The organism is Ruegeria sp. AM9 (genome assembly GCF_056540565.1).
In genome coordinates this window covers 174,041-197,877 of the sequence record NZ_JBQFWY010000004.1, presented here as the reverse complement: position 1 = coordinate 197,877, position 23,837 = coordinate 174,041, and the positions used below count along the sequence as shown (strand labels likewise).

The 23,837-nt window shown below is 60.7% G+C and carries 27 protein-coding genes; 7 read left to right on the top strand and 20 right to left on the bottom strand.

From position 1 onward, the window contains the following. Positions 1-70: 70 nt before the first annotated feature. Positions 71-2,314: a phosphoenolpyruvate--protein phosphotransferase gene (gene ptsP, locus ACR0DO_RS10305; RefSeq protein ID WP_480558462.1), complete on the bottom strand. Its 2,244-nt coding sequence runs from the start codon at positions 2,312-2,314 to the stop codon at positions 71-73. 46 nt (positions 2,315-2,360) lie between these two features. Then, positions 2,361-3,599, bottom strand: a complete 1,239-nt coding sequence (locus ACR0DO_RS10300; RefSeq protein WP_170445267.1) for an aspartate kinase — start codon at positions 3,597-3,599, stop codon at positions 2,361-2,363. A gap of 163 nt (positions 3,600-3,762) precedes the next feature. Here ACR0DO_RS10300 and ACR0DO_RS10295 point away from each other — a divergent pair, with 163 nt between their 5' ends. Then, positions 3,763-4,116, top strand: a complete 354-nt coding sequence (locus ACR0DO_RS10295; protein WP_480558459.1) for a hypothetical protein — start codon at positions 3,763-3,765, stop codon at positions 4,114-4,116. A gap of 293 nt (positions 4,117-4,409) precedes the next feature. Here the strand turns inward: ACR0DO_RS10295 and ACR0DO_RS10290 are convergent, their stop codons facing one another. The 4 genes from ACR0DO_RS10290 to ACR0DO_RS10275 all read right to left on the bottom strand — a co-directional run bounded on the left by ACR0DO_RS10290 (position 4,410) and on the right by ACR0DO_RS10275 (position 6,811). Beyond that, positions 4,410-4,865 (bottom strand): DUF1178 family protein, encoded by a 456-nt coding sequence (locus tag ACR0DO_RS10290; RefSeq protein WP_480558457.1) that lies wholly within the window; start codon positions 4,863-4,865, stop codon positions 4,410-4,412. A 71-nt stretch (positions 4,866-4,936) separates the two neighbouring features. Further along, on the bottom strand, positions 4,937-5,347 hold the full coding sequence (locus ACR0DO_RS10285) for an NUDIX hydrolase (RefSeq protein ID WP_480558578.1): 411 nt from the start codon (positions 5,345-5,347) through the stop codon (positions 4,937-4,939). 172 nt (positions 5,348-5,519) lie between these two features. Next, positions 5,520-6,263 carry an EcsC family protein gene (locus ACR0DO_RS10280; protein WP_480558455.1) on the bottom strand — a complete coding sequence of 248 codons (744 nt, stop codon included), beginning with the start codon at positions 6,261-6,263 and terminating at the stop codon, positions 5,520-5,522. Positions 6,264-6,316: 53 nt separating this feature from the next. Continuing rightward, positions 6,317-6,811, bottom strand: coding sequence for a GNAT family N-acetyltransferase (locus tag ACR0DO_RS10275; protein WP_170445282.1), 495 nt, complete (start codon positions 6,809-6,811; stop codon positions 6,317-6,319). Positions 6,812-6,883: 72 nt separating this feature from the next. Here ACR0DO_RS10275 and ACR0DO_RS10270 point away from each other — a divergent pair, with 72 nt between their 5' ends. Continuing rightward, the gene (locus ACR0DO_RS10270) at positions 6,884-7,489 is read left to right on the top strand and encodes a flavin reductase family protein (RefSeq protein ID WP_480558453.1); all 606 of its coding nucleotides are present in this window, start codon (positions 6,884-6,886) and stop codon (positions 7,487-7,489) included. 134 nt (positions 7,490-7,623) lie between these two features. Here the strand turns inward: ACR0DO_RS10270 and ACR0DO_RS10265 are convergent, their stop codons facing one another. Then, positions 7,624-9,258, bottom strand: a complete 1,635-nt coding sequence (locus ACR0DO_RS10265; protein WP_480558451.1) for a SulP family inorganic anion transporter — start codon at positions 9,256-9,258, stop codon at positions 7,624-7,626. A 207-nt stretch (positions 9,259-9,465) separates the two neighbouring features. On the opposite strand from ACR0DO_RS10265, the gene ACR0DO_RS10260 reads away from it, so the two are divergent. Continuing rightward, positions 9,466-10,338, top strand: coding sequence for an S-methyl-5'-thioadenosine phosphorylase (locus tag ACR0DO_RS10260; RefSeq protein WP_480558449.1), 873 nt, complete (start codon positions 9,466-9,468; stop codon positions 10,336-10,338). Here ACR0DO_RS10260 and ACR0DO_RS10255 read toward each other — a convergent pair. Then, positions 10,335-11,207, bottom strand: coding sequence for an alpha/beta hydrolase (locus ACR0DO_RS10255; RefSeq protein WP_480558447.1), 873 nt, complete (start codon positions 11,205-11,207; stop codon positions 10,335-10,337). The genes ACR0DO_RS10260 and ACR0DO_RS10255 overlap by 4 nt on opposite strands. 247 nt (positions 11,208-11,454) lie before the next feature. Between ACR0DO_RS10255 and ACR0DO_RS10250 the strand changes: the two genes are divergently transcribed. Further along, a complete protein-coding gene (locus ACR0DO_RS10250; protein ID WP_480558445.1) occupies positions 11,455-12,084 on the top strand; it encodes a LysE family translocator in 630 nt (209 codons plus the stop codon). A 4-nt stretch (positions 12,085-12,088) separates the two neighbouring features. On the opposite strand, the gene ACR0DO_RS10245 is transcribed toward ACR0DO_RS10250, so the two are convergent. Further along, the gene (locus ACR0DO_RS10245; RefSeq protein WP_170445302.1) at positions 12,089-12,262 is read right to left on the bottom strand and encodes a hypothetical protein; all 174 of its coding nucleotides are present in this window, start codon (positions 12,260-12,262) and stop codon (positions 12,089-12,091) included. A 107-nt stretch (positions 12,263-12,369) separates the two neighbouring features. Here ACR0DO_RS10245 and ACR0DO_RS10240 point away from each other — a divergent pair, with 107 nt between their 5' ends. The 3 genes from ACR0DO_RS10240 (at position 12,370) to ACR0DO_RS10230 (ending at position 13,772) form a co-directional block, all read left to right on the top strand. Further along, a complete protein-coding gene (locus ACR0DO_RS10240) occupies positions 12,370-12,504 on the top strand; it encodes a hypothetical protein (RefSeq protein ID WP_480558443.1) in 135 nt (44 codons plus the stop codon). A gap of 80 nt (positions 12,505-12,584) precedes the next feature. After that, positions 12,585-13,124, top strand: coding sequence for an adenine phosphoribosyltransferase (locus tag ACR0DO_RS10235; RefSeq protein WP_170332709.1), 540 nt, complete (start codon positions 12,585-12,587; stop codon positions 13,122-13,124). A gap of 168 nt (positions 13,125-13,292) precedes the next feature. Further along, positions 13,293-13,772, top strand: a complete 480-nt coding sequence (locus ACR0DO_RS10230; RefSeq protein ID WP_480558441.1) for a fasciclin domain-containing protein — start codon at positions 13,293-13,295, stop codon at positions 13,770-13,772. Positions 13,773-13,811: 39 nt separating this feature from the next. Here the strand turns inward: ACR0DO_RS10230 and ACR0DO_RS10225 are convergent, their stop codons facing one another. The 11 genes from ACR0DO_RS10225 to coxB all read right to left on the bottom strand — a co-directional run bounded on the left by ACR0DO_RS10225 (position 13,812) and on the right by coxB (position 23,753). Next, a complete protein-coding gene (locus ACR0DO_RS10225) occupies positions 13,812-15,224 on the bottom strand; it encodes an FAD-binding oxidoreductase (RefSeq protein ID WP_480558439.1) in 1,413 nt (470 codons plus the stop codon). A gap of 38 nt (positions 15,225-15,262) precedes the next feature. Beyond that, positions 15,263-16,081 carry an MBL fold metallo-hydrolase gene (locus ACR0DO_RS10220; RefSeq protein WP_480558437.1) on the bottom strand — a complete coding sequence of 273 codons (819 nt, stop codon included), beginning with the start codon at positions 16,079-16,081 and terminating at the stop codon, positions 15,263-15,265. Positions 16,082-16,183: 102 nt separating this feature from the next. Continuing rightward, positions 16,184-16,768: a GNAT family N-acetyltransferase gene (locus ACR0DO_RS10215; protein ID WP_170445314.1), complete on the bottom strand. Its 585-nt coding sequence runs from the start codon at positions 16,766-16,768 to the stop codon at positions 16,184-16,186. Then, positions 16,768-18,030 carry a M16 family metallopeptidase gene (locus ACR0DO_RS10210; protein WP_170445317.1) on the bottom strand — a complete coding sequence of 421 codons (1,263 nt, stop codon included), beginning with the start codon at positions 18,028-18,030 and terminating at the stop codon, positions 16,768-16,770. The genes ACR0DO_RS10215 and ACR0DO_RS10210 overlap by 1 nt, the downstream gene beginning before the upstream one ends. After that, positions 18,027-19,415 carry a threonine synthase gene (thrC, locus tag ACR0DO_RS10205; RefSeq protein ID WP_480558435.1) on the bottom strand — a complete coding sequence of 463 codons (1,389 nt, stop codon included), beginning with the start codon at positions 19,413-19,415 and terminating at the stop codon, positions 18,027-18,029. Before thrC ends, ACR0DO_RS10210 begins: the two co-directional genes overlap by 4 nt. Beyond that, positions 19,412-20,089 carry an SURF1 family protein gene (locus ACR0DO_RS10200; RefSeq protein WP_480558433.1) on the bottom strand — a complete coding sequence of 226 codons (678 nt, stop codon included), beginning with the start codon at positions 20,087-20,089 and terminating at the stop codon, positions 19,412-19,414. The genes thrC and ACR0DO_RS10200 overlap by 4 nt, the downstream gene beginning before the upstream one ends. 151 nt (positions 20,090-20,240) lie before the next feature. Next, positions 20,241-21,056 carry a cytochrome c oxidase subunit 3 gene (locus tag ACR0DO_RS10195; RefSeq protein WP_170445325.1) on the bottom strand — a complete coding sequence of 272 codons (816 nt, stop codon included), beginning with the start codon at positions 21,054-21,056 and terminating at the stop codon, positions 20,241-20,243. A gap of 22 nt (positions 21,057-21,078) precedes the next feature. Beyond that, positions 21,079-21,654 carry a cytochrome c oxidase assembly protein gene (locus tag ACR0DO_RS10190; protein WP_480558431.1) on the bottom strand — a complete coding sequence of 192 codons (576 nt, stop codon included), beginning with the start codon at positions 21,652-21,654 and terminating at the stop codon, positions 21,079-21,081. After that, positions 21,654-21,815, bottom strand: a complete 162-nt coding sequence (locus ACR0DO_RS10185) for a hypothetical protein (RefSeq protein ID WP_170445328.1) — start codon at positions 21,813-21,815, stop codon at positions 21,654-21,656. Before ACR0DO_RS10185 ends, ACR0DO_RS10190 begins: the two co-directional genes overlap by 1 nt. Continuing rightward, positions 21,812-22,768, bottom strand: coding sequence for a heme o synthase (gene cyoE, locus ACR0DO_RS10180; RefSeq protein ID WP_170445330.1), 957 nt, complete (start codon positions 22,766-22,768; stop codon positions 21,812-21,814). Before cyoE ends, ACR0DO_RS10185 begins: the two co-directional genes overlap by 4 nt. Positions 22,769-22,841: 73 nt before the next feature. After that, a complete protein-coding gene (coxB, locus tag ACR0DO_RS10175; protein ID WP_480558429.1) occupies positions 22,842-23,753 on the bottom strand; it encodes a cytochrome c oxidase subunit II in 912 nt (303 codons plus the stop codon). Positions 23,754-23,837: the final 84 nt, after the last annotated feature.

The following is a 23,837-nucleotide window of genomic DNA, read 5'->3' as shown; positions in this document are numbered from 1 at the left end:
AATGTTATCGCTAACATTCACGGTGTGAATAGGCAATGCAGATGCAGAAAGCAAGCCCGGATTTGGAAAATCAGTTTTGATTGCGAAGCCATTCCATGACGGCGGGGCGCACCGATTGCTCTCCGCGGTGGCGTGCATCGGCGATGATCTTGCGCAGCGATTGCAGATCGGCCCGCAACAGAAGGCTTTTGACCGGACCGATCGAAGCCGGGCGCATCGACAGCGACCGAATGCCCATCGCGGCCAGGCACAGTGCCTCGACCGGGCGGCCCGCATCTTCGCCACAGAAAGACAGCGGCGTGTCCGAGATGTTGCAGCGCTCAACGATCCGCTCGATGAAGCTGAGGAAGCTGACATTCAGCGTGTCATAGCGGCGGCGCACCAGTTCATTCTCGCGGTCGGCAGCAAAGAAGAACTGCTTTAGGTCGTTGCCGCCGATCGAGACGAAATCCACCTCGTCAAAGAACTTTTGTGGCGCAAAGGCAAGCGATGGCGTTTCCAGCATCGCTCCGACCTCAATCGTTTCGGGCAGGGCGTGGCCAAGACGTTTTTCCCGCTCGATGGTCTTGTTGACCTCCCATTTGGCCTCGCGGAATTCGTCGGCCTGCGCCACGAAAGGGAACATGATGGTCAGCGGCCGTCCATTGGCGGCGCGCAACAGGGCCTGCAACTGCATCCGCATCACGCCGCGCTTGTCCAGACCAACGCGAATCGCGCGCCAGCCCAGCGCCGGGTTCGGCTCGGCCACGTGTTTCATATAGGGCAGAACCTTGTCCGACCCGATGTCCAGCGTCCGGAACACCACGCGCTTGTCGCCAGCCGCATCCAGAACCCGCTGATATTGCGCCACCAACTCCGACCGTTTCGGCATCTGGTTGCGGATCAGGAACTGCAATTCGGTTCGGAACAGGCCCACGCCCTCGGCGCCCGAGTTGTTCAGCGACGGCAGGTCCGCCATCAGGCCCGCATTCATCACCAGATTGATCCGCTCCCCATCCCGCGTCACGGTCGGCGTTTCGCGGATCGAGGCATAACGTTCCTGCGCCTTGGCCTGCATCGCGATCTTGTCGCGGAAGGCGCTGACCACGGTATCCTCGGGGCGCAAATGCACGACGCCATGATCACCATCGACCAGGATATGGTCGCCGTTCAACGCCTCGGTGGTGATGCGGCCCACGTGAACAACCAGCGGAATCGCCAGCGCACGGGCGACAATGGTGGCGTGACTGCCGACCGAGCCTTCCTCGAGCACGATGCCTCTTAGCGAGCGGCCATATTCCAACAGATCACCAGGGCCGATATTGCGGGCAATCAGGATCGGGTCAGGCGGTAGGTCGGCCCCATCGGTTTTGCCCTGCCCGGTCAGGATACGCAGCAATCGGTTGCTGAGGTCGTCCAGATCGGCCAACCGCTCGCGCAGATAGGGATCGGTCACCTGCCCCATACGCGCGCGCGCCTGCGATTGCTCTTTCTCGACGGCGGCTTCGGCACTGAGGCCACGGTCAATGTCCTCTTCCATCCGCCGCATCCAGCCCTTGGAATTGGCGAACATCCTATAGGCTTCCAGAACCTGAAGCTGTTCCTTGTCGGCCCCCTGCGAGATTTCCAGCATCTTGTCGACGCCGACGCGCAGCTCTTCCACGGCTTCGGTCAGGCGTTCAAGTTCACGGTGGGGGTCTTCGGCGATGGGGTTGGTGACCACCACACGCGGTTCATGCAGCCAGACATGCCCTTCGGCCGAGCCTTCCTGTGCCGGACCACCGCTTAACTGCACCGATTGCTGGTGCAAGGGCGAAAGCGCCGCGCCCTCACCGACAAAAGCGCCCAGTTCGGCCATTTCAGCCAGAACCATGGCGACCACTTCCAGCGCATACACCTCATCCGCCGAAAGCTCGCGCGCTTCGCGAGACTGAACCACCAGCACGCCCAGCTTTTCGCCCAGGCGCTGTATGGGTACGCCCAGGAAGGACGAAAACCGTTCCTCGCCGGTTTCGGGCATATAGCGGAAACCCTTGGCCGACGGTGCATCCGCCGTGTTCATCACCGTGCCGGACTGGGCAACGCGACCCACCAGCCCCTCACCCATGCGCATCCGCGTCTTGTGGACGGCCTCGGGCGACAGGCCTTCGGTGGCGCACAGCTCCAGCGTATCTTCATCGCGGAACAAGTAGACCGAGCAGACCTCGGCCCGGATGCTGTCCGCAATCAGGCTGGTGATCCGGTCAAGACGTTCCTGGCCGGCGGCCTCGCTCGCCATCTCTTCGCGCAGCCGCCCCAGCAGCTTGCGAGATTCTGTTTCTGTACCGTCCGCCATGGCCCACCCAAATTAGTGCGTCAGGCAAGACCCTTGGCTGAAACGCTCAGGCCGCCTTGTCCAATTCAAAGGCATCATGCAGTGCCTGAACCGCAAGTTCCATGTATTTCCTGTCGACAAGGACGGAAATTTTAATCTCAGAGGTTGTAATGACCTTGATGTTGATACCCTCATCCGAGAGAATCTTGAACATTTTGGCCGCAACACCGGACTGAGAGCGCATCCCGATACCTACCACCGAGACCTTGCAGACATCTTCATCCGCAACCAGTTCGGCATAGTTCAGCTCACCCGCATCCTTGATCGCCAGCAGGGCTTTTTCCGCCCGTGCCACCTGATCGGTGGGGCAGGAAAAGGTCATGTCCGTGCGCCCCTCGTCCGAGATGTTCTGCACGATCATGTCCACATTCACGCCCTCATCGCTGAGTGCGGTAAAGATGGTCGAGGCGATACCGGGGCGGTCCGCCACCGATACGACGGTCATCTTGGCCTCGTCACGGGAATAGGCCACACCGGCCACAACATTGGATTCCATGATATCCTCCTCGTCAACGACCAGCGTACCGGCCTCGTCGGATTGTTCTTCGAAACTTGAGAGAACGCGCAGTTTCACCTTATAGCGCATCGCCAGCTCGACCGAGCGGGTCTGCAGCACCTTGGCCCCCAGCGAGGCAAGTTCGAGCATTTCCTCGAACGAAATGCGGTCCAGTTTGCGTGCCTTTTCACAGATGCGCGGGTCAGTGGTATAGACGCCGTCCACGTCGGTGTAGATGTCGCACCGCTCGGCACCAAAGGCGGCGGCAAAAGCCACGGCAGTCGTATCCGAACCACCCCGGCCCAGCGTGGTGATGCGGCCTTCGGGGCTGATGCCCTGAAAGCCCGCAACAACGGCAACCTTCATCCCTTCGCCGAACTTCTGGTTCAGGTTCTCGGTCGGGATTTCCTCGATCCGGGCCTGGCTGTGGGCGCTGGTGGTCTTCAGCGGCACCTGCCAGCCCTGCCAACTGCGAGCCGGGATATCCATTTCCTGCAAAGTCAGGGCCATCAGACCGGCGGTCACGTTCTCACCCGAAGACACCACCGCATCATATTCGCGCGCGTCGTACAGCGGCGAGGTTTCGTCAACCCACCCGACCAGTTCGTTGGTCTTGCCGGACATGGCCGAAACGATGACGATCACGTCATAGCCCTTGGCCACCTCGACGCCGATGCGTTTGGCCGCGCGGCGGATGCGGTCGAGATTGGCAACCGATGTGCCACCGAATTTCATAACGAGTAAGGGCATGGGGGTGGTCTCTCCGCGCCTTGGACTTCAGGTTCCGTGCGTCTTATGCGAGGGGGGCCGCAAGGGCAAGGGTTCAATACCACCCCGAATGCCGCATGGGCGCGCTTTACATCCGGCTGAGGGGGTGTCAGCCTTAGGTGTCGAATTTTCCAAGAGGTTTTCCATGCTCCGCCTTGCCATCGCAGCCATGCTGCTATCTTCGCCCGCTTTTGCGCAAGTTGCCACACTGGCCGCGACCGACGGCAAGAATGCCCTGGGGACGGTACCCTGCGCCACGGGCGGAGAGCCGCTGAGCAGCTGCCATGCCGAGTTGCGCCACCATGACGATGGCACCACCACGCTGGCTGTTTCGTTGGGTGCCGGCGAGGTGCGCAGCATCTATTTCACCGATGGCGTCCCAACGTCCAGCAGCTCGCCCGCCAAGATCAGCCATGAGACCCGCGGTGACCTTACGGTGGTTTTCGTCGACCCGGATGAGGTCTACGAAATCCCCTCGGCAGCGCTGATCCGTCAGTAAGCATGCGAGCGGCCATCCCGGGTTTCTAAAAGGCCCTTGATGGCCAGCGACAACCCGTCGAACCGCTCGATCATTCCCCTGGGGTCTTATCCGATGTGATCTCGGCGTCCGATCCGCCCCGGTTTCAACGCGGCGGCCTTTGAAGCACGGTAGATGTGGGCACCACAGACTGAGCGGTCAGCAACACGGCGGTGACACTGGAGGCAACTTTCTGCGCCCTTATGCCGACAGAATGATCGCCGATCCCCTGCCCAAGTGTCACGGCCTGCGCCAGTGATCACAACATGCAGGGGTCAGTTGGTCTTTCTGCTGGGAACAAACGGCAGCGGAGCCACCGGCACGCCGTCATCAATCAGGGCCTGCGCGTCTTCCGGTCTTGCCTCGCCATAGATCGCCCGTTCGGGGGCGTCGCCCAGATGGATTTTGCGTGCTTCGCTGGCGAAGTCCTTGCCGACATAATCCGAGTTCTCTTCGACCTTGCGGCGCAGCTCGGCCAATACCTTTTCGACGTCAGGTGCCGGGGCTGCCACCCCTATCGTTTCGGCCTCAGGCGTCGTCGCCAGAGGTCGCGCCTCGGCGGTGCGGGCCGGACGGACGCGCGGTGTCATGATGGCCTTATCAACATCGCAACACCCGCACACCGCGCATGTCACCATGCTCGCGGATGCCAATTTGTCGTAAGCGGCCGCTGATTGAAACCAACTGTCAAATGTATGGCCGTTGCTGCACTTCAACGCGTATTGAATCATGGTCCGTCCAGATGTCGGTTGCCGAATAGATACCGGGGCACATGGCAAGATCAAGCCCTTCCAAGGGCACCTCAGTGCCTAACAGGCTCGAGCTTGCGTAACAATAGTGAGAGTTCAGGTGAATTGACCTTTGAGGCCGCCTTTTTCAGCGAAAACCACTTTCTGTCCCGTTGCCTGCATTCGGGAAAACGCGATGAGACCGATTGCACCAACAGCGGAAAAACATCCACGACGCACAAAACGGGCCCCTTTTTGCTGCGCTGCTTCTGATAATGAAACCGTCCCAATGCCCGCGTCTCGCACAGACCGCGAATACCGGCCTCTTCCCAGGCTTCCTGACAGGCCGTCTCGGACGGGGTCAGACCGTTGATCAGCCACCCTTTGGGAATGATCCAACGGCGGGATTTTCGTGTCGTTATCAGCAAGACCTCCGGGCGCCCCTGCGCGATACGATAGCACAGTGCAGCCGATTGCTGCCGCACCGGAAGGTGCCGGGTCTTTCGCGAAACATATGGCGCAAGTCTGGCGTCAACCACGCTAGCCGCCTTTCAAATGGAATCCTTGCCTGTTTTCCCGCAGTTATTTGCTTATTTAGCGGGCCCTCGGATACTGGATACCATATAAAGCGTTTTTCTCCAAGCCCTTGGCTTTGGGTCACATACGCGTCGCCAGTTTTCGCACCAGGTCATCATGCGGAATATCGGCATCGATCGCCAATCGCCGCAGGCCAAAATGCACGCGGGCGATCTGCTGGTAATAGCGCGTGTAGACAAAGTTGGTGCTGCCACCGGCAATCGCCCCCAGCACCGGTACGGACTGCGCCGCCAGTTTCTGCCCCAGCACAACGGACAAGCGCGGAGCAACCGCCGCGACCAGCTTCTGCATGGCCGGTCCAGTCAAAGTCAGCCTGACGGAAAAGAACCCAAGATCGGCGCCATCGTCATTGGACAACGGACCGGCAGCCGACAGCACACGGACGCAATCGAACTTTACACCTTCTTCCGAGGGATCAAACCCTTCGCGCGCCGCGGCCCCCTGTATCGCGCGCAACAGCATCGCGGTGGTCGCGGGCAACTCCATCAAAGCGGTGGATACTCCACCCAAGCCACCCGCCGCGCCCATGGCGGTGGTCACTGCGGTGTTGACCCACGGGCGCTGATCGGGAACCGCGCGGCGCGATCCTTCCGCCGCGTGCATTGCCAGCCACAGGGCCTGTTCCGTCGCTCCCGTAAGCCCCAGCCTGATCGGTTCGGGCAATTGCTCCAGCAAGGATTCGGCCGACCCGCCCAGACCGTTCAACAGTTTGACACCCGGGCCACCGGCCGTTCGGTAATACCCGGCCAAACGGTCCAATTCGGCCTCAGCATCCAGTTTTTCGACAAGAACCACGTCCTGCATAAATACCCTCCTGCCCTTTAGAGATCGGGGTTTATGCCCACGGTTTCAATAGTTCAGCGGCTCCAGCGGGTCACCGGGCCATGGATGCCTTCCCAAACGCCGGGCGACAATTCCACACCCAGAACACGGTCCGGGTTGGTGGGGGGCGGCATCTCGACCTCTGTGAGGAGAGTAAACCCGAACCGAGCGTAATAGGGCGCGTCGCCGACCAACATGACACGTTCCCAACCCAAAGCGCGGCCAGCCTCAAGGCCTTCGTGGATCAGAAACCCGCCCAGCCCTTCGCCCTGATGGGTGGGATGCACAGCCACCGGCCCCAACAGCAGCGCATCGTGATCGCCCACATGCACCGGCCAGAACCGGATGGCCCCGGCCAGAATGCCCTGCCCATCCCGCGCCACCAGAGACATTCCGGCCACGGGCGGCACATCATCGCGCAGGCGATACGAAGACAGCGCCTCGCGCCCGGGCGCAAAGCACAGGTCATAGAGGGCCTCAACCTCCCACCAATCATCCGGCTCTTCCGGCCTGATCCCGAACTGCTGCACCCCGGCCCTCTTTTCCTTGCTGGCTTTCGCCCTAGCACTTCGGTACGCCTTGGGCAAACGCTTGGAGATCAGATGTTCTACCGCCCCGAAGACGGCCACGGCCTGCCCCACAACCCGTTCAACGCCGTTATCACGCCCCGGCCGATTGGCTGGATTTCCACCCGCAGCCCGGACGGGGTCAATAATCTGGCGCCGTATTCGTTCTTCAACGGTGTCGCCTACACGCCGCCGCAAGTGATGTTCGCATCAACCGGCACCAAGCACGATCAGGACGGCGGCAAGGACAGTGTGTCGAATATCGAGGCAACAGGCGTGTTTTGCGTGAACGTCGTCGCCCACGCGCACCGCGACGCGATGAATGCCAGCTCAGCGGGCTTACCCAAACATCACGACGAATTCGATCACGCCGGACTGACACCGGTTGAATGCGAAACCATCCCTTGCGCCCGAGTCCAAGGCGCTCCGGCTGCACTGGAATGCAAACTGACGCAGATTGTGACCCTGCCCGGAGAGTCAAACCGGGTCGTGTTCGGTGAAGTCACCGGTGTTCACCTGCGCGATGATTGCCTGAAGGACGGTATTTTCGACGTCACATCCTTCCAGCCGCTGGCCCGGCTGGGGTATCGGGACTACTCGGTTGTTACCGAGTTGTTTTCACTGAGCCGTCCGGACGATTGACTTGTCTCAGGGGAGCTCTGCCCCCGCCGCCCTTCGGGCGTCTCTCCTGGGATTTTTGAGGCCAGATGAAGGAAGGATCCCCTACTTCATCTGGCTGGAAATATCCCGGAGCGCGAGGCAGAGCCTCGCAAAAATCAGTGACCGCCGAGGATACCGGTACGGACTGAATAGTCGACGGCCACCTCGTAATCCGGATCATCATCACTATCGACCATCAGGTGACCGGCTTTGTTCAGCAGCTTGTGGCAATCACGGCTGAGGTGGCGCAGCATGACTCGTTTACCTGCGCCCTCGTATTTGGCGGCGATGTTCTCAATGGCTTGCAGCGCCGACTGGTCGACCACGCGGCTTTCGGCAAAGTCCACGATCACCGTTTCCGGGTCATTCGGCACGTCGAACAGTTCGACAAACCCATCGGAGGAGCCAAAGAACAGCGGACCTTGGATTTCATAGACCTTGGCGCCCTTTTCGCTAGAAGAGTCGCGGGTAACGGCGTGAATACGCTTGGCATTGTTCCACGCATAAGCCAGCGCCGAGACGATGACGCCGACGACCACGGCAACCGCCAGATCTTCCATCACGGTCACGACGGTCACCAGGACGATCACGAACGCATCGGTCAGCGGCACTTTGCGCAGGATCTTGAACGAGTTCCAGGCGAAGGTTCCGATCACCACCATGAACATCACACCGACCAGCGCTGCCAGCGGGATCTGTTCGATCAGAGGCGAAGCGAACAGGATAAAGATCAGCAGGAACAGCGCCGCCGCGATGCCGGCGATGCGGGTGCGGCCGCCGGATTTCACGTTGATCATCGATTGACCAATCATCGCACAACCACCCATACCGCCGAAGAATCCGGTGGCCACGTTTGCGACGCCCTGCGCGATACACTCCTGAGAGGCTCCTCCACGTTTGCCGGTGATTTCCCCCACGAGGTTCAGGGTCAGCAGCGATTCAATCAGGCCGATGGCGGCCAAAATGACCGCATAGGGCAGGATGATCTCAAAGGTTTCCCATGTCAGAGGGACCATCGGGATATGGAACGCGGGCAGCCCGCCCTCGATCGACGCCAGATCGCCAACGCGCGGCACGTCCAGGCCAAAGCCAATCACCAGCGCAGCCACGACCAGAATACCAGCCAGAGGCGCAGGAACGATGCGGGTGATACGCGGCATGACCCAGATCACCGCCATGGTCAGCGCCACCAGACCCAGCATGGTATAAAGCTGCAGGCCCGAGAGCCACTCACCCCCACCAACGCCGTGGCCGGTGTTTTCCATGGTACCCGGCACCTTGAACTGGCCCAATTGCGCCAGGAAAATCACGATCGCCAGACCGTTCACAAAGCCCAGCATCACCGGATGCGGCACCAGACGGATGAACCGCCCCCAGTGCATGGCCCCGGCAATCAGCTGCAGGATGCCCATTAGCACAACGGTCGCGAACAGGTACTCGACCCCATGTTCGGCCACCAGCGCCACCATCACCACAGCCAACGCCCCGGTTGCGCCCGAGATCATGCCTGGACGGCCGCCAATCAGTGCGGTGATCAGGCCGACCATGAAGGCCGCGTACAGACCGACCAGCGGATGCACACCGGCAACAAATGCAAAGGCCACCGCTTCGGGCACCAGCGCCAGGGCTACGGTCAGACCGGACAGCAACTCGATCCGTAAACGCGAGGCGGTCAGCCCCTCGTCCGGCACCCAACGCAAATCGGGTTTGGCTATACGATTGGCAAAGCTTGCCAGCATGGCTCGGGGCATGGAACGGTCCTGTCGGTCTGTTTTTGTTCGCGCGAAAGGGGTCTTTTAACGGTCAAACCCCGCCAGAGATACCGCGTCAGGCGGGACCCTGGTATGCGCTAGGCGCATACCAGGCCAGCGCCCAACACAAACCGTTGATGCCACTTGCCAAATCCTCCGGCGCCCCTCAGAAATTCGTCGACGGAATTATTCACGCGGAGAGCAGCCATGACCCAGACCAAAATCGCCATCATCGGTGGATCAGGCATTTATGACATAGATGGGCTGGAGAATGCAGAATGGGTCACCGTGGAAACTCCGTGGGGTGATCCGTCGGACCAAATCCTGACTGGATCGCTGAAAGGTGTGGGCATGGCGTTTCTGCCCCGCCACGGGCGCGGTCATGTGCATTCCCCGACCGAAGTGCCCTATCGCGCCAATATCGACGCGCTGAAGCGGCTGGGGGTGACGGACGTGATCTCGGTCTCTGCCTGCGGGTCGTTCCGCGAGCATATGGCACCGGGGGATTTCGTGATCGTCGATCAGTTCATCGACCGGACGTTTGCCCGCGAAAAGAGCTTTTTCGGCACCGGTTGCGTCGCCCATGTCAGCGTCGCCCATCCAACCTGCCCACGTCTGTCGGACGCCTGTGAAACCGCAGGCAATGCTGCGGGTATCACCATTCATCGCGGTGGCACCTATCTGGCGATGGAGGGGCCTCAGTTCTCATCTCTGGCGGAATCCAAGATGTATCGCGAGCACTGGGGCTGTGACGTGATCGGCATGACCAACATGCCCGAGGCAAAACTCGCCCGCGAGGCCGAGCTTTGTTATGCCTCGATCGCCATGGTCACCGATTACGACAGCTGGCACCCAGACCACGGTGAGGTCGACGTGACCGCCATCATCGCCACCCTGAGCGGCAATGCGGAAAAAGGCCGGGCGCTGGTCAAGGGTCTGCCGGATCTGCTGGGTGCCGAGCGCGCGCCCTGCCCCCATGGCTGCGACCGGGCGCTGGAATATGCCATCCTGACTGCACCGGAAAAGCGCGACCCCGCGTTGCTGGCCAAACTGGATGCGGTAGCCGGCCGGATTCTCTAATCCAGCTGTTGCCCCAGTGCACTTTGTACCTCGGCCCAGAGCCCATGCGACCACAGGTCGTTATGGGTTCCCCCGGGGATAACGTGCAACTGAGCGGCGTCCCCTGACATCTCTGCCAGCGCCTCACCATGGTGCAGCGGGATGGTTTCGTCCTCGGTCCCGTGGAAGATCAGGGTTGGCACGGTGATACTGTCGATCAAGTCGCGGGTGGCGAACTGATCCCTCATCAGGGCCGAGACCGGTAGAAACGGATAGCGCTCGGCCGCCACATCGACGGTGGCAGTGAACGGCGCCTCAAGCACCAGAAGCTGCGCATTCGGGCGCTCCTCGGCCACCGCGGCGGCTACGCCCGTCCCCAGGCTCTGGCCATGCAGCACAATCTCCACGCCTTCAGCCTCCAGCCGGTCGAACAACTGAACCCCATCCGATATCAGCGCCAGTTCCGAGGGCTCACCCCCACTGCCCGGAAAGCCGCGATAACTGGGTGCAAGCAGGCCAAAACCGCTGTTGAGGATTTCGCGCATACGATCCGCCCGATCGCCCAGATTGCCGCTTTGACCATGGAAGAACAGAACCGTCGGCGCGCCCTCGGTCGCCGGAGGCGCGGACCAAGCGGTCAACACCACCCCATCGGACATGGGGACCGTGATCACATCCACATCGGCCAGCCCGACTGTCCTGGGATCCGGCAACTCGCCCGAAGGCTTGTACAGCAACGCGTTCTGATTTGAATACATATACCCCAGAATCCCGGCATATAACGCACCCCCGATCAGGGCCATCAGGATCAGCACACGCCTTACAGGCCAGATTCCTGACCGTGCGGACTCGGAGAACGTTCCGATGTGATCTGGATGTGTCTGCGTCATTTTCTCCTCCGATCCTCTGGTATCTCTTAGGTTGGAAAGCCGGGGGCGTGTTTCAAGGAAGATGCACAAGCCTTAATTCAATCTTTAACCTGCTCAGGCGGGGCAACTTGTTTGCGGCAGCCCATCAGGACACACGCCTTTGCCGTCCATGTGAGTTCACTCGAACCAGAACACCCAAGCGTTTCACGAAAGGCTTGACCTGGCGACTGCGTCGGGGCTTGGTGAGGAAACAAACACAGGAACCCCCATGTCCATCGACCTTTGGCTGGCCTTTGTGGCCGCATCGACCGCCTTGCTGCTGATCCCCGGCCCGACTGTTCTGCTGGTGCTCAGCTATGCCCTGTCGAAAGGCCGCAGCGTCGCCGTGGCCTCAGCCACCGGGGTTGCGGTGGGGGATCTGGTGGCCATGACAGCGTCGCTGCTGGGCCTGGGGGCGCTGGTGCTGGCCTCGGCAACACTGTTTTCCGTGCTGAAATGGGTAGGTGCAGCCTATCTGGTTTGGCTGGGTATCAAACTGCTGCGCAGCGCGCCCTCGGGCGGGTTGCAAACAGTGGAGACCGGGCGCGACGTCACCGCCCGCAGCGTCTTTGGCCACGCTGCCGCCGTCACGGCGCTGAACCCGAAATCCATCGCGTTCTTCATTGCCTTCGTACCGCAATTCCTGCGCCCGGCCGAGCCTCTGGGCCCACAATTCGCCATCCTGATCGCAACCTTCGTCGGCCTCGCTTGGCTGAACGCCCTGGCCTATGCGCTGCTGGCCGACCGGCTGCGCCGAATGATCGGACGGGCCGGCTTCATCACCGCTATGACCCGGTTCGGAGGGCTGGCTCTGATCGGAATGGGGTTTGCCACCGCCGTGCTGCGCCGCCCGGCCTGAGGGCTTAATCCTCGGCGTGTTCTTTCATGAAACCGCGGATGAACCGCCGGATTTCCCGCGCGGCTGACGTGTCCAGCTCCTTGCACAGCTCGACAAAAGCGTCGCGTTCGCCCTTGTCCAGACGCAAGACCAACTGACTGTTTTTCTTGGTAGAAATTTTACCGTCTTTCTTAGCCACGCGCCTTTTCCCCGTTCAGCTCTTGATTCTATTTGCGGTGCATTGTATATACATCGCATAGAAATTGTAGTTATCGAGCACCTAACAATAAAAAAGGGAATATGGCAATGAACCTGCACACCGCTCAGGCATTTCTTTTGCGAGACCAGCGCAACTGGCGCAAACCGCATCTGTCGTGGCTGCCTGCCGCGCTCTATCGGTACAAAAGCCTGCCGAACTCTGTTTCGCAACGTAGCAAGTAAGGCGGCGGTAATCTTTCCTTGCAAGGCTGACCCCAATGGGCCAAACACGCCCGCGTGTTTTGACGCCAAAGGGGTTGGCCATGTCCAGAAACAAGTCGGTCAAGGATTACATCCGAACCATCGTTGATTTCCCGCATGAAGGGATCATGTTCCGGGACGTCACCACCCTGTTTGCCGACCCGCGTGGGTTCCGCATGGCGATCGACCAGATGCTGCACCCCTATGCGGGCGAGCGGATCGACAAGGTCGTCGGCCTTGAGGCCCGCGGGTTCATCCTCGGTGGCGCGATTGCGCACCAGCTGAGCGTCGGCTTTGTTCCGATCCGCAAAAAGGGCAAGCTGCCCGGCACCACAATCAGCCAGGACTACAAGCTGGAATATGGTGAGGCCATCGTTGAGATCCACGATGACGCCATTCAACCGGGCGAGAAGATCCTTGTGGTCGATGACCTGCTGGCCACCGGCGGCACCGCCGCCGCCGGGATCAAGCTGATCGAACGGCTGGGGGGTGAGATCGTCTCGTGTTCCTTTATCATCGACCTGCCGGAACTGGGCGGTCGCAAGGTTCTGGAAGAGATGGGCATGGACGTGCATATTCTGTGCGAATTCGAAGGGCTTTAGGGGCGCTGTCTTCACAAGATTGTGAGTGGAAATCCGGCCCTGCACGAGCTTAGCGCGACGCGGCGCAATATCCACCCCGTCTCATAGACACATTCAGTGATCTTGTTGCGAGGATTACCCGTACCCCTGTTGATGCCGCCTGAGGCATTTCAACAAGGGATTTGTATCATGTTCCGCAACCTCGCTATTGCTGGCGTGGCCAGCGCACTTCTTGCCTCCACCGCCATTGCCGGCGACAACAAAGACATCGTCGACACCGCCGTCGGCGCTGGCAGTTTCGAAACTCTGGTCGCAGCCGTGCAGGCCGCTGATCTGGTGGACACGCTGAAAGGCGAAGGCCCGTTCACCGTATTTGCTCCCACGGATGAGGCGTTCGCCGCCCTGCCCGAGGGCACGGTCGAAACGCTGCTGATGCCCGAAAACAAGGACCAACTGGTCGCGGTGCTGACCTATCATGTGGTGCCGGGCAAAGTGATGTCGGGCGATCTGTCCGACGACATGACTGCCGCCACGGTTCAGGGTGGAGACATCACCATCGATCTGGACAATGGCGTGATGGTGAATGACGCAAACGTCGTTCAGGCCGATATCGAAACCTCGAACGGCGTGATCCACGTCATCGACAAGGTCATCCTGCCGGGTTCGTAACTGCCCCGGCGCGGCCCGGCACAACCACGGGCCGCGTCTTTACCTCAAAACCGCGCCCGGATTCATGATCCCCAAAGGATCCAACGCGGTTTTGATGGCGCGCATCGCAGCCAGTTTTGTCGCATCCCCGTATTCCTCAAGATCACCGGTCTTAAGCCGCCCGACCCCGTGCTCGGCGCTGACAGACCCGTCAAACGCGTGGACCAGATCATGCACGGCGTGTTTCACAGCCTGCCGCTGTCCATCGAATTCCGACCGGTTCTGGCCCAGCGGCGGAAACACGTTGTAGTGCAGATTGCCATCCCCCAGATGTCCAAAGCAGTTGATACGGAACGGGCCAAGCGCCGCCACCACCTCAGCACCCCGCTGAATAAACTCAGGAATTCGCGAGATCGGGACCGAGATATCGTGGCTCGACACTGACCCGATCAAGCGGTTCGCCTCGGGGATACGTTCACGAACGGCCCAGAGGTCCATGCGCTGTGCCTCGCTCTGCGCGATGACCGCATCGCCAACAAAACCCGCCTTGTCCGCTGCGGCGTAGAGCGTTTCCAGCGCCTCTGACGGTGCGTGCCCGGCAAACAAACCCAGTTCGATCAGCACGCACCATTCGGGCTGTGTGGCAAAGGGTTGTCGCACCTCCGGCAGCACCTCGGTCAGGAATTGCAGCCCCTGCCGGTGGATCAGTTCAAACGTGCTGACCGCATCCCCCAACTGATCCCGCGCCAGCGCCAGCAACTCGATGGCCGCCTCAGGCGAGGTGACCTGCAACATCGCAGTCCCCACCGCTTCGGGCCGCGGAAACAGATGCAGCGAGGCCGCCGTGATGATCCCCAGCGTGCCCTCGGACCCGATCAGCAGATTGCGCAGGTCATATCCGGTGTTGTCTTTGCGCAAACGGCTGAGCCCGTGCCAAATCTCACCGCTGGGCAAAACCACCTCCAGCCCCAGACAAAGGTCACGGGCATTGCCATAGCGCAGCACGTTCACCCCGCCCGCATTGGTGGCGAGGTTGCCGCCGATCCGGCAAGACCCCTGCGCCGCCAACGCCAGAGGAAACAGCCGGTTGGCGTTCTCAGCGGCGGCCTGCACATCGGCCAGTATTGCGCCTGCCTCGGCGATTAGAATGTTCTCGGTCGGGTACACTGCCCGGATCGCCGCCATCCGCTCCAACGAGATCAACAGCGGCGCGGGGCCATCGGGCATGACCTGCCCGCCAACCAACCCGGTGCCACCGCCATAAGGCACCACCGGTACCCGCGCGCCCGACGCCAACCGCACCAGCGCCGACACGTCTTCGACCGTGCGCGGCAGGGCAAGCAGCCCAGCGTGCCCGACAAACCGGCGGCGCGGTTCTTCCAGATATCGCTCAGCAACGGGACGCAGGATATCGTCGCCCAGATCAAAGCGGATCAGCTTGGCAAGGGTCTCATCGGCAGGATTCAGTGTCATACCCATTCCTTGCCCAAGCGGGCCTGCCCCCACAAGCCCTATTCCAATTCAATAAGATAGCGCGGCTCCAGAACCACCACCGTGGGCCTGTTCGGCAGCGTCTTCAAAGAAACGACCAGTTCCGACACTCCGTTTCGTTCAATCGGGAAGTCATTTCGGATATCGACCAGGAACCGGTCCAGCGAAAAGCCGGAAAACCAGTGCATCGGGATGATGACCGAGCTTTGCAGCCGCTTCAGAACCGAAATCATGTCAGGCAGCGGCATGGTCGTTCCCCCATCCACCGCAGCCATCACCACATCCAACCGTCCCAGGGCGGCAAATTGTTCGTCCGAAGGCACATGATGCAGGTGACCCAGATGCCCGATGCACAGCCCTTCGACCTCGAACACAAAGATCGAATTGCCGCGCTCTTCGACCCCGCCATAGGGGGACCGGATATCGGTCGGGACATTGCGCACCAGCATCTCACCCAGATCGAGGTGATGCTCGATCCCCTGCCCGAACTCTCCCCAGCCGGGCAACACATGCGGAATGGCCGGATCAGGATGGGCGGTCCAATGGGTGCTGTGGGCGTGGTTCATGGTGACCACGTCCGGGATCAGATCGGCGCTGCCGATAAATCCGGTGAAATCGGTCACCGCGTTCAACCCGCCCTGCGTCTGGATCAGAAACGTGGCATGGGCGACATAGCTGATCCGAACCGAGAACTCGGGCACCGGATCAGACCAGGCCGCCTTGTGAATATACTCAATGCCCGGCGCGGCATCCGCTATGGCGATACAATGGCTCGGCCGCCGCTCCTGCGCTACGGCCCCGCCCGAGATTACCATCAATGCTGCAACCAACCAGCGCATGAGGGAAGTGTAGCGCAGAACACCCCCAAGTCATGCCCCTTGTTCATCTGTCCAAAAATATCCCGGGGGAGTCGCGGCTTGCCGCGGCGGGGGCAGAGCCCCCTACCCTGCATCCGTCTTCCCGCGACGGTCGGATCGCAGAGAGGCGTACAACACATGCGTCCGCCAACGCCCGTTGATCTGCAAATACGACTGCGCGACACCCTCGTATTTAAACCCCGAGCTTTCCAGCAACCCGCGCGAAGGCTTGTTTTCGGGCAGGCAGGCGGCCTCGATCCGGCTCAGGTCCAGACGGGTAAAGGCGTGGTGCACCACGGCCCCAATCGCCTCGCGCATATAACCGTTGCGGGCGAAGGCCTCACCGGTCCAATACCCCAGCGTCCCCGCCTGTGCCGGACCGCGACGCACATTGTCCAGGGTGATTGCGCCCAGCAACACATCGTCAGATCGGCGGAACAGGAACAAAGGTATCGCCGTGCCGCTGGAAACCGACCGCTGCGCCCAATAGACCCGATTGGTAAAGGATTTCCGGCTCAGGTGATCCTTGGCCCAGACCGGCTCCCACGGGGTCAGGAATTGCTTGGACGCACGCCGCAGCGCCGCCCAGTCGTTAAAGTCGGAATGCACGGGCGGGCGCAAACTCAGGCGCTCGGTTTCGAGTTTCAGCTTGCGTCTGCCCAGAAGCATCACGCCGCACGCCTCTCCTGCAGTTCCGCCAAGGTGGGTGCGCCTGACACCGGACCGTATAGCGCCAGCGCCGCCGGGGCCTTGACGGCCATGTCTTCGGCAAAGGCGCGTACGTCCTCGGTGCTGACCGCATTGATCTTGGCGACGGTATCCTCAAGCGAGGGCACCCGGCCCCATATCTGCACCAACCGCGCCAGGCGCTCGGCCCGGTTCGACGGGCTTTCCAGCCCCATCAGCATCCCGGCCTTCATCTGGGCACGAGCACGGGCGACCTCTTCGGGGCTCATGTCCTCGGCGGCGCGCTTCATCTCGTCAATGGTGATAGTCGCCAGTTCCGCGACCTGATCGGCCGAGGTCCCTGCATAGATCGTCGTCGTCCCGGTATCGGCATAGGCCCCGGTCTGGGCGAAGATCGTATAGCAGAGCCCGCGCGATTCACGCACTTCCTGAAACAGGCGCGAGGACATGCCGCCGCCCAGAGCGGTCGAATAGATTTGCGCCGTATAGATCGCATCATCGCGATAACCGGGGCTTTCCAGCGCCAGCGCGAAATGGGCCTGCTCCAACTCTTTCTCCTGCCGCGCTTCGCCACCGGTGAAGCGGGCGGTTTCGGGGATCAGACCTTGGCGCGGTTTCAGATGACCGAACATCTCTTCGGCCATTTTCATCAGCGCATCGTGATCAACGGCACCCGCTGCCGACAGGATCATCTGTTCCGGCCCGTAGTGCTCGGCCACAAAGCCCGACAAATCCTCGCGCGAGAACGTGCTGACCCGTTCAGTTGGCCCCAGAATGGTGCGGCCCAAAGGCTGATCGTGATAGCTCTGCTCCTGCAGCCAGTCAAAGATCACATCGTCGGGCGTGTCATAGGCCTGACCGATCTCCTGCAGGATCACGCCGCGCTCGATCTCAATCTCGCGCGGGTCGAACACCGGGTTCAGAACGATGTCGCCGATCACATCCATCGCTAGCGCCACGTCGTCCTTCAGAACGCGCGCGTAGTAAGCCGTCACCTCGCGCGAGGTATAGGCGTTGATATACCCGCCCACATCCTCGATCGCCTCGGCGATTTGCAGTGCGGAACGCCGCTCGGTGCCCTTGAACGCCATATGCTCAAGGAAATGCGCGATGCCGTTCTGCTCGATCCGTTCATGCCGCCCACCGGCGGTCACCCAGATGCCGATGGCCGCAGATTGCAGCCCCGGCATATGTTCACTGACGATACGAAAGCCGTTCTTCAGCTGGTCTTGTCTGACTGTCACTCAGCAATATGCCTTCTGATATGATCCTCAAGGGCGCCCAGATCATTGGCAATGCGGGTCACCCGTTCCGGACGTTCATACAGATCAGACATGCGAGAGGGAAGAGGCGGATGCACGTCGCTGGCTTTCTCTACCGCGGCAGGGAATTTCGCAGGGTGTGCGGTGGCCAGCGTGATCATCGGTACGTCTGCTGCACGGTGGTCTTCGGCCACTTTGATGCCAACGGCCGTGTGCGGGCAGACCAGTTCGGCACTATGGGCCAGCGTGTGCCTGATCGTCTCCAGCGTTTCCTCTTCGGAGACGCGGCCCGAGTCGAAATTCTCGCTCAGCGCTTCCATCGCACCCTGGCTGACGTTGAAGCCGCCGGTCTTGAGTTCATCCATCAATTGCGCAACGGCGCCGCCATCTTCGCCATAGGCATAGTACAGTGCACGCTCAAAGTTCGAGCTGACCTGAATATCCATCGACGGGCTGATCGAAGGGATGGTGTCGCCCTTGAAATACCCTTCACCCGACAGGCAGCGATGCAGAATGTCGTTCTGGTTGGTCGCCACAACCAGACGGTCGACCGGCAGCCCCATGCGCTTGGCCAGATAGCCCGCGAAGATGTCGCCAAAATTGCCGGTCGGCACGGTAAAGCTGACCTTGCGATGCGGCGCACCAAGGCTGACCGCCGCCGAGAAATAATAGACGATTTGCGCCAGCACACGGGCAAAGTTGATCGAGTTCACACCGGCCAGCTTCACACCATCGCGGAAGTCGAAATCGTTGAACATGTCCTTCAGCGCGGCTTGGCAATCGTCGAAATCGCCATCGACGGCCAGCGCATGCACATTGCTGTCCGCAGGTGTGGTCATCTGGCGGCGCTGAACCTCGGACACACGGCCATGCGGGAACAAGATGAACACGTCCACTGCGTCCAAGCCCCGAAACGCCTCAATGGCCGCCGAGCCGGTGTCACCGCTGGTTGCGCCGACGATAGTCACGCGGTCTCCGCGCCGTTTCAATGCCACCTGGAACAGCTGGCCGATCAACTGCATGGCAAAATCCTTGAAGGCCAGCGTCGGGCCGTGGAACAGTTCCAGCAGGAAGTGGTTCTCGTTCAGCTGCTTCAGCGGCGCGCGGGCGTCGTGGCCGAACCCTTCATAGGCGCGGGCGATGATCGCCTTGAACTCATCTTCGGCGAACGAGCCGCTGACATAGGGCCACATCACTCGAAACGCGATTTCCTCGTAGGGCAGACCGGCCAGAGCCGCGATCTCATCCTGCGACATCACCGGTATCTCGGCGGGCAGGTACAGGCCACCGTCGCGGGCCAGCCCGGTCAGCATCGCCTCTTCAAAGGTCAGTTCAGGCGCTTGGCCACGGGTCGAGATGTATTTCATTGCTCTTCACTCTTTGCGGGGGCGCGGTTGCGCCACAGGAAATAACCGGTCATCGCGGCCCAGACCAGAGCCAGACCAAACCATGTGATTGCATATTGCAGGTGATCGTTCGGGATGCCCGCCGTGTCCACCGGCAAGGGTGTCACGTTCGGGTCCGTTGCGGACCGGGCGATCAGCAGGACGGGTTCAGCACCCAACGCCGCCGCCAGATTGGGAACATCGCGGGCAAACCAAATGTTGCTGTCGATGTCCGGCTGGGGCGTATAGCTGTCAATTTCATCGGGCCAGTGCAGGTTACCGGTCACTTCCATCGGCCCTGCCAGACGCTCAGCCTGCTTTGCGGTTGTGGGTACAAAGCCCCGATCCACAAGGATGGTCCGGCCTTCCGTGCTGAAGGGCTGGATGATCCGGTACCCTGGCCCGACCTGTTTGACCGAGACCAGAACGTGGATTTCCCCCGGCTCCATCTCCCCCGAGACGATGACAGGCCGATATTTGTCCTCAGCCTCCGAGACCTGCGGCGGCAACGCGATCGGGTCTGCAGAAATGCGGCTTTCGATCTCAGCCAACACCCCTTGTTTCCAAGCCAGCCGCTGCACCTGCCAGACGCCCAGCCACAGCAGCACGCCCAGACCGACGAGGCCGAAGATCAGCAAAAACAGAGTGCGGCGCATGACAGAGTCTCGTTGCAGGAACCGGCGTCTTGTTAAGTGTGGAGCGGACAGAAATGCAACCACGCAATTGTACGGGGCGCAATCTTGCGCCCCTGATAGTGAAAAAGCCGCCCCTAAAGGCGGCTTTTGCAATTGAACAGTCTGGCCGGCATTATATCAGCGGCGCCTGCCCCCAGATGTAGACGGCAAAGAACAGGAACAGCCAGACGACATCCACGAAGTGCCAATACCAAGCCGCAGCCTCGAAGCCGACGTGCTTCTCAGGGGTAAAGTCACCGCGCAGCGCCCGGATCAGACAGACGGACAGGAAGATCGTCCCGATGATCACGTGGGCACCGTGGAAGCCGGTTGCCATGAAGAAGTTGGAATAGAACTGGTCGCCGCCGAATTTCCATCCGTCATGGGCCAGCAGTTCATAGTACTCAAAGCCCTGCAGGAAGGTAAATGCGATGCCCAGCGCGATACCGATGGTCAGACCCTGCACCAATGCGCGGCGGTCATTGCCATGCACCAGCGCATGGTGCGCCCAGGTGATGGCACAGCCCGACAGCAGCAGAACCAGCGTGTTGATCAGCGGCAGGTGGAACGGGTCAACCGCGTGGATATCCGGCTGGATGTACTCGGTACCTGCATAGTCGTACATCGGGTACATGCGATGCTTGAAGAACGACCAGAACCAGGCAAAGAAGAACATCACCTCGGACATCACGAACAGGATAAACCCATAACGCAGGCCGATACGGACAACAGGCGTGTGATCCCCGGCGCGGCTTTCGGCCACCACTTCGGACCACCAGGCGAACATGGTGTAAAGAACCGCCACTAGGCCGGCCCAGAACATGAACGAGGTAATGCCGTGCATCCAGAGGACAGCTCCGAACAGCATCACAAAGCCGCCGACCGCGCCGAATAGCGGCCAGATCGACGGGGTCAGAATGTGATAATCGTGGTTTTTAGCGTGTGCCATCAGCGTCCCTCACCTACAGGCGTTAGTTCGTGTTTGTATCTGCCTGCGCTTCAAGGGCGGCGTAGCCCTCGGGCAGGTCTATTTCATAAAATGTATACGACAGAGTGATCGTATGCACATACTTGGCTTCCAAATCCTCGACCATTTCAGGATCGACGAAGAAAGTTACCGGCATCTGAACCCGTTCACCGGGTTGCAGCACCTGCTCTTCAAAGCAGAAACAGGCAATTTTCTGGAAATACCCTCCGGCCGAATAGGGCGCGACGTTATAAGACGCCTGCCCTGCAATCGGGCGGTCGGTCGGGTTGTAGGCCTCATAGAAGGCCAGCCCGGTCTCACCAATGCGCACGTCCATTTCGCGCTCGACCGGCTTGAACTCCCAGGCCATATCCTTGGCTTTCGAGGCATCGAACCTAACGGTCACAGTGCGGTCCAGAATATCCTCGGGCGCAGTCGCAGCCACGCCGGTGGCGCCACCAAAACCGGTGACACGGCAGAACCAGTCGTAGAACGGGACAGCGGCCCAGGCTAGGCTGCCCATCAGGACAACCACACCCACCGTCTGCGCCACCGTTTTCTGCGGGCCGGTCAATGCCATCAGTTCTGCACCTCCTGCGCTGGTGCACCCAGGCTTGTGCCCGAGACCTTGACGATGGTCAGGCCGAAGACAATCACGATGAAGGCCGCCAGTGTCAGGCCAACCCCCAGATTGCGGCTAAAGCGGCGTTCGTGCAGTTCGTGACTTTTGCGCAGGCTCATGACCACCCTCCCAAGCCATAGGGTTTCAGCAACGCCTCGGCCAGAATCGCACCGAAGTGCAGGAACAGGTAGAGCAGCGACAGCTTGAAGAAAGAGCGCTCGACCTTGAAATTGTCCGCCTCTGCATCGTCCTCGGTCCGGCGCGAGATCTGCCACGCACCACGCAGGAACAAGGCATTCATCACCACCGCAACGGTCAGGTAGATCGGGCCACCAATGCCCGAGAACGCGGTGCCAACCGCCAGCGTGGCCAGCAGCGCAGTATAGATCAGGATATGCCAGCGGGTCGCGCGGCGTCCGTGGGTCACGGTCAGCATCGGCACGCCCGCATCGTCGTAATCCGAGCGCATGAACAGCGCCAGCGCCCAGAAATGTGGCGGCGTCCACATGAAGGTCAGGGCGAACATCAGCCACGGTTCCAGCGTCATCGACCCTGTGGCCGCCACCCAGCCGATCACCGGCGGGAAAGCCCCTGCTGCGCCGCCAATCACGATGTTCTGCGGCGTCAAACGCTTCAGCCACATCGTATAGACGACAACGTAGAAAAAGATGGTGAAGGCCAAGAACGCACCAGCAAACCAGTTCGTCGCCAGCCCCAGCATGATCACGGACAGGCCCGACAGCGCCAGTCCGATCGCCAGAGCTTCGCCCTCTTCCACCTTGCCGGATGGGATCGGGCGGCGCTTGGTGCGTTTCATCACTTTGTCGATATCCGCATCCCACCACATGTTCAGCGCGCCGGATGCGCCGCCACCGATGGCAATGAACAGGATCGCGCAGAAGCCCACAAACGGATGCACCGGCACCGGCGCTGCCAGCAGACCGACCAACGCCGTAAACACGACCAAAGACATCACACGGGGCTTCAACAGGGCGAAATAGTCGCCAAAGCTGGCCTCGTCCGCGTGCGCCGTGGCGGTCACAGTGCTGGCATTGATGCTTGCGTCGCTCATATCCGGTCCTTCTGGGGCGAAAACTGCGCGGTCGCCGCGCAGCTCGCGAGTGTTTACCTAGGCCTTAGCGGGCTTAGTTCGAGGCAACCTGAAAGGACGCAGGCTGGCCAGCATATTCTTCCAGAGCGCCCTGCAGCCATTGCTCGTACGCCTCTTCGCTGACCACTTTGACGGTGATCGGCATATAGGCGTGGTCCTTGCCGCACAGTTCCGAGCACTGGCCGAAATAGACGCCTTCCTTGTCGGCCTGGAACCACAGCTCGGCCAGACGACCGGGCACACCGTCCTGTTTTACGCCAAAGGACGGGATGGTCCACGAATGGATCACGTCGGATGCGGTGACCTGCATGACGATGATCTTGCCGACCGGCACGACAACGGCGGTGTCGGTGGCCAGAAGCCATTCGTCATCGCTGTAACCTGCGTCAGAAAGCTTGGCGCGCATCGCATCATCCAGAACAAACGGGGTGACGTCGGCATCCGCCGGGCGCGTGCCTTCGTCCAGCGTTGCGGGGTGGCCCAGCAGATAACTGTCGAATGCAAAATCGTGATCGACATATTCGTAGGTCCAGTACCACTGGTTGCCCACGACCTTGATCACGACGTCGCCCTCGGGAATCTCCTGCTGCTTGAACAGGACCGGCAGCGAGAAGGCACCGATGAAGACCAGAATCAGGATCGGACCCAGGGTCCATGCGATCTCAACCGGGGTATAGTGCGAAAAGCGTGCCGGTGTCGGGTTCACACGCTTGTTGTAACGCACGATGCAGTAGATCAGCAGGGCAGCCACGAACAGGCAGATCGCGGTGATGATCACCAGAATCATGCCGTCCAGCCGATGAATGCCGTCGGCAAGGCTGGTGGCCGCGGGCTGGAACCCCATGCCGCCGTCAACCGGTTTGCCAATAATCTCAAGCTCCTGAGCCATGGCGGGAAGGCTGGAGAGGGCTGTCATGAACCCCGAAAGCATCAAAGCATTCTTCATTTTCTGTCCTGATCGTTTGATCTTTTCTTCTCTCGCGAAAAGGTGTGAATCGGTCGCACCTCTCCCGTTGTCTTTGGCAAAGTT

Excerpts from the sequence above, each read along its gene's own strand:
- ptsP (WP_480558462.1), bottom strand. The coding sequence starts at position 2,314 with ATGGCGGACGGTACAGAAACAGAATCTCGCAAGCTGCTGGGGCGGCTG.
- ACR0DO_RS10300 (WP_170445267.1), bottom strand. The coding sequence starts at position 3,599 with ATGCCCTTACTCGTTATGAAATTCGGTGGCACATCGGTTGCCAATCTC.
- ACR0DO_RS10295 (WP_480558459.1), top strand. The coding sequence starts at position 3,763 with ATGCTCCGCCTTGCCATCGCAGCCATGCTGCTATCTTCGCCCGCTTTT.
- ACR0DO_RS10290 (WP_480558457.1), bottom strand. The coding sequence starts at position 4,865 with ATGATTCAATACGCGTTGAAGTGCAGCAACGGCCATACATTTGACAGT.
- ACR0DO_RS10280 (WP_480558455.1), bottom strand. The coding sequence starts at position 6,263 with ATGCAGGACGTGGTTCTTGTCGAAAAACTGGATGCTGAGGCCGAATTG.
- ACR0DO_RS10270 (WP_480558453.1), top strand. The coding sequence starts at position 6,884 with ATGTTCTACCGCCCCGAAGACGGCCACGGCCTGCCCCACAACCCGTTC.
- ACR0DO_RS10265 (WP_480558451.1), bottom strand. The coding sequence starts at position 9,258 with ATGCCCCGAGCCATGCTGGCAAGCTTTGCCAATCGTATAGCCAAACCC.
- ACR0DO_RS10260 (WP_480558449.1), top strand. The coding sequence starts at position 9,466 with ATGACCCAGACCAAAATCGCCATCATCGGTGGATCAGGCATTTATGAC.
- ACR0DO_RS10255 (WP_480558447.1), bottom strand. The coding sequence starts at position 11,207 with ATGACGCAGACACATCCAGATCACATCGGAACGTTCTCCGAGTCCGCA.
- ACR0DO_RS10250 (WP_480558445.1), top strand. The coding sequence starts at position 11,455 with ATGTCCATCGACCTTTGGCTGGCCTTTGTGGCCGCATCGACCGCCTTG.
- ACR0DO_RS10240 (WP_480558443.1), top strand. The coding sequence starts at position 12,370 with ATGAACCTGCACACCGCTCAGGCATTTCTTTTGCGAGACCAGCGCAAC.
- ACR0DO_RS10235 (WP_170332709.1), top strand. The coding sequence starts at position 12,585 with ATGTCCAGAAACAAGTCGGTCAAGGATTACATCCGAACCATCGTTGAT.
- ACR0DO_RS10230 (WP_480558441.1), top strand. The coding sequence starts at position 13,293 with ATGTTCCGCAACCTCGCTATTGCTGGCGTGGCCAGCGCACTTCTTGCC.
- ACR0DO_RS10225 (WP_480558439.1), bottom strand. The coding sequence starts at position 15,224 with ATGACACTGAATCCTGCCGATGAGACCCTTGCCAAGCTGATCCGCTTT.
- ACR0DO_RS10220 (WP_480558437.1), bottom strand. The coding sequence starts at position 16,081 with ATGCGCTGGTTGGTTGCAGCATTGATGGTAATCTCGGGCGGGGCCGTA.
- ACR0DO_RS10215 (WP_170445314.1), bottom strand. The coding sequence starts at position 16,768 with ATGCTTCTGGGCAGACGCAAGCTGAAACTCGAAACCGAGCGCCTGAGT.
- thrC (WP_480558435.1), bottom strand. The coding sequence starts at position 19,415 with ATGAAATACATCTCGACCCGTGGCCAAGCGCCTGAACTGACCTTTGAA.
- ACR0DO_RS10200 (WP_480558433.1), bottom strand. The coding sequence starts at position 20,089 with ATGCGCCGCACTCTGTTTTTGCTGATCTTCGGCCTCGTCGGTCTGGGC.
- ACR0DO_RS10195 (WP_170445325.1), bottom strand. The coding sequence starts at position 21,056 with ATGGCACACGCTAAAAACCACGATTATCACATTCTGACCCCGTCGATC.
- ACR0DO_RS10190 (WP_480558431.1), bottom strand. The coding sequence starts at position 21,654 with ATGGCATTGACCGGCCCGCAGAAAACGGTGGCGCAGACGGTGGGTGTG.
- ACR0DO_RS10185 (WP_170445328.1), bottom strand. The coding sequence starts at position 21,815 with ATGAGCCTGCGCAAAAGTCACGAACTGCACGAACGCCGCTTTAGCCGC.
- cyoE (WP_170445330.1), bottom strand. The coding sequence starts at position 22,768 with ATGAGCGACGCAAGCATCAATGCCAGCACTGTGACCGCCACGGCGCAC.
- coxB (WP_480558429.1), bottom strand. The coding sequence starts at position 23,753 with ATGAAGAATGCTTTGATGCTTTCGGGGTTCATGACAGCCCTCTCCAGC.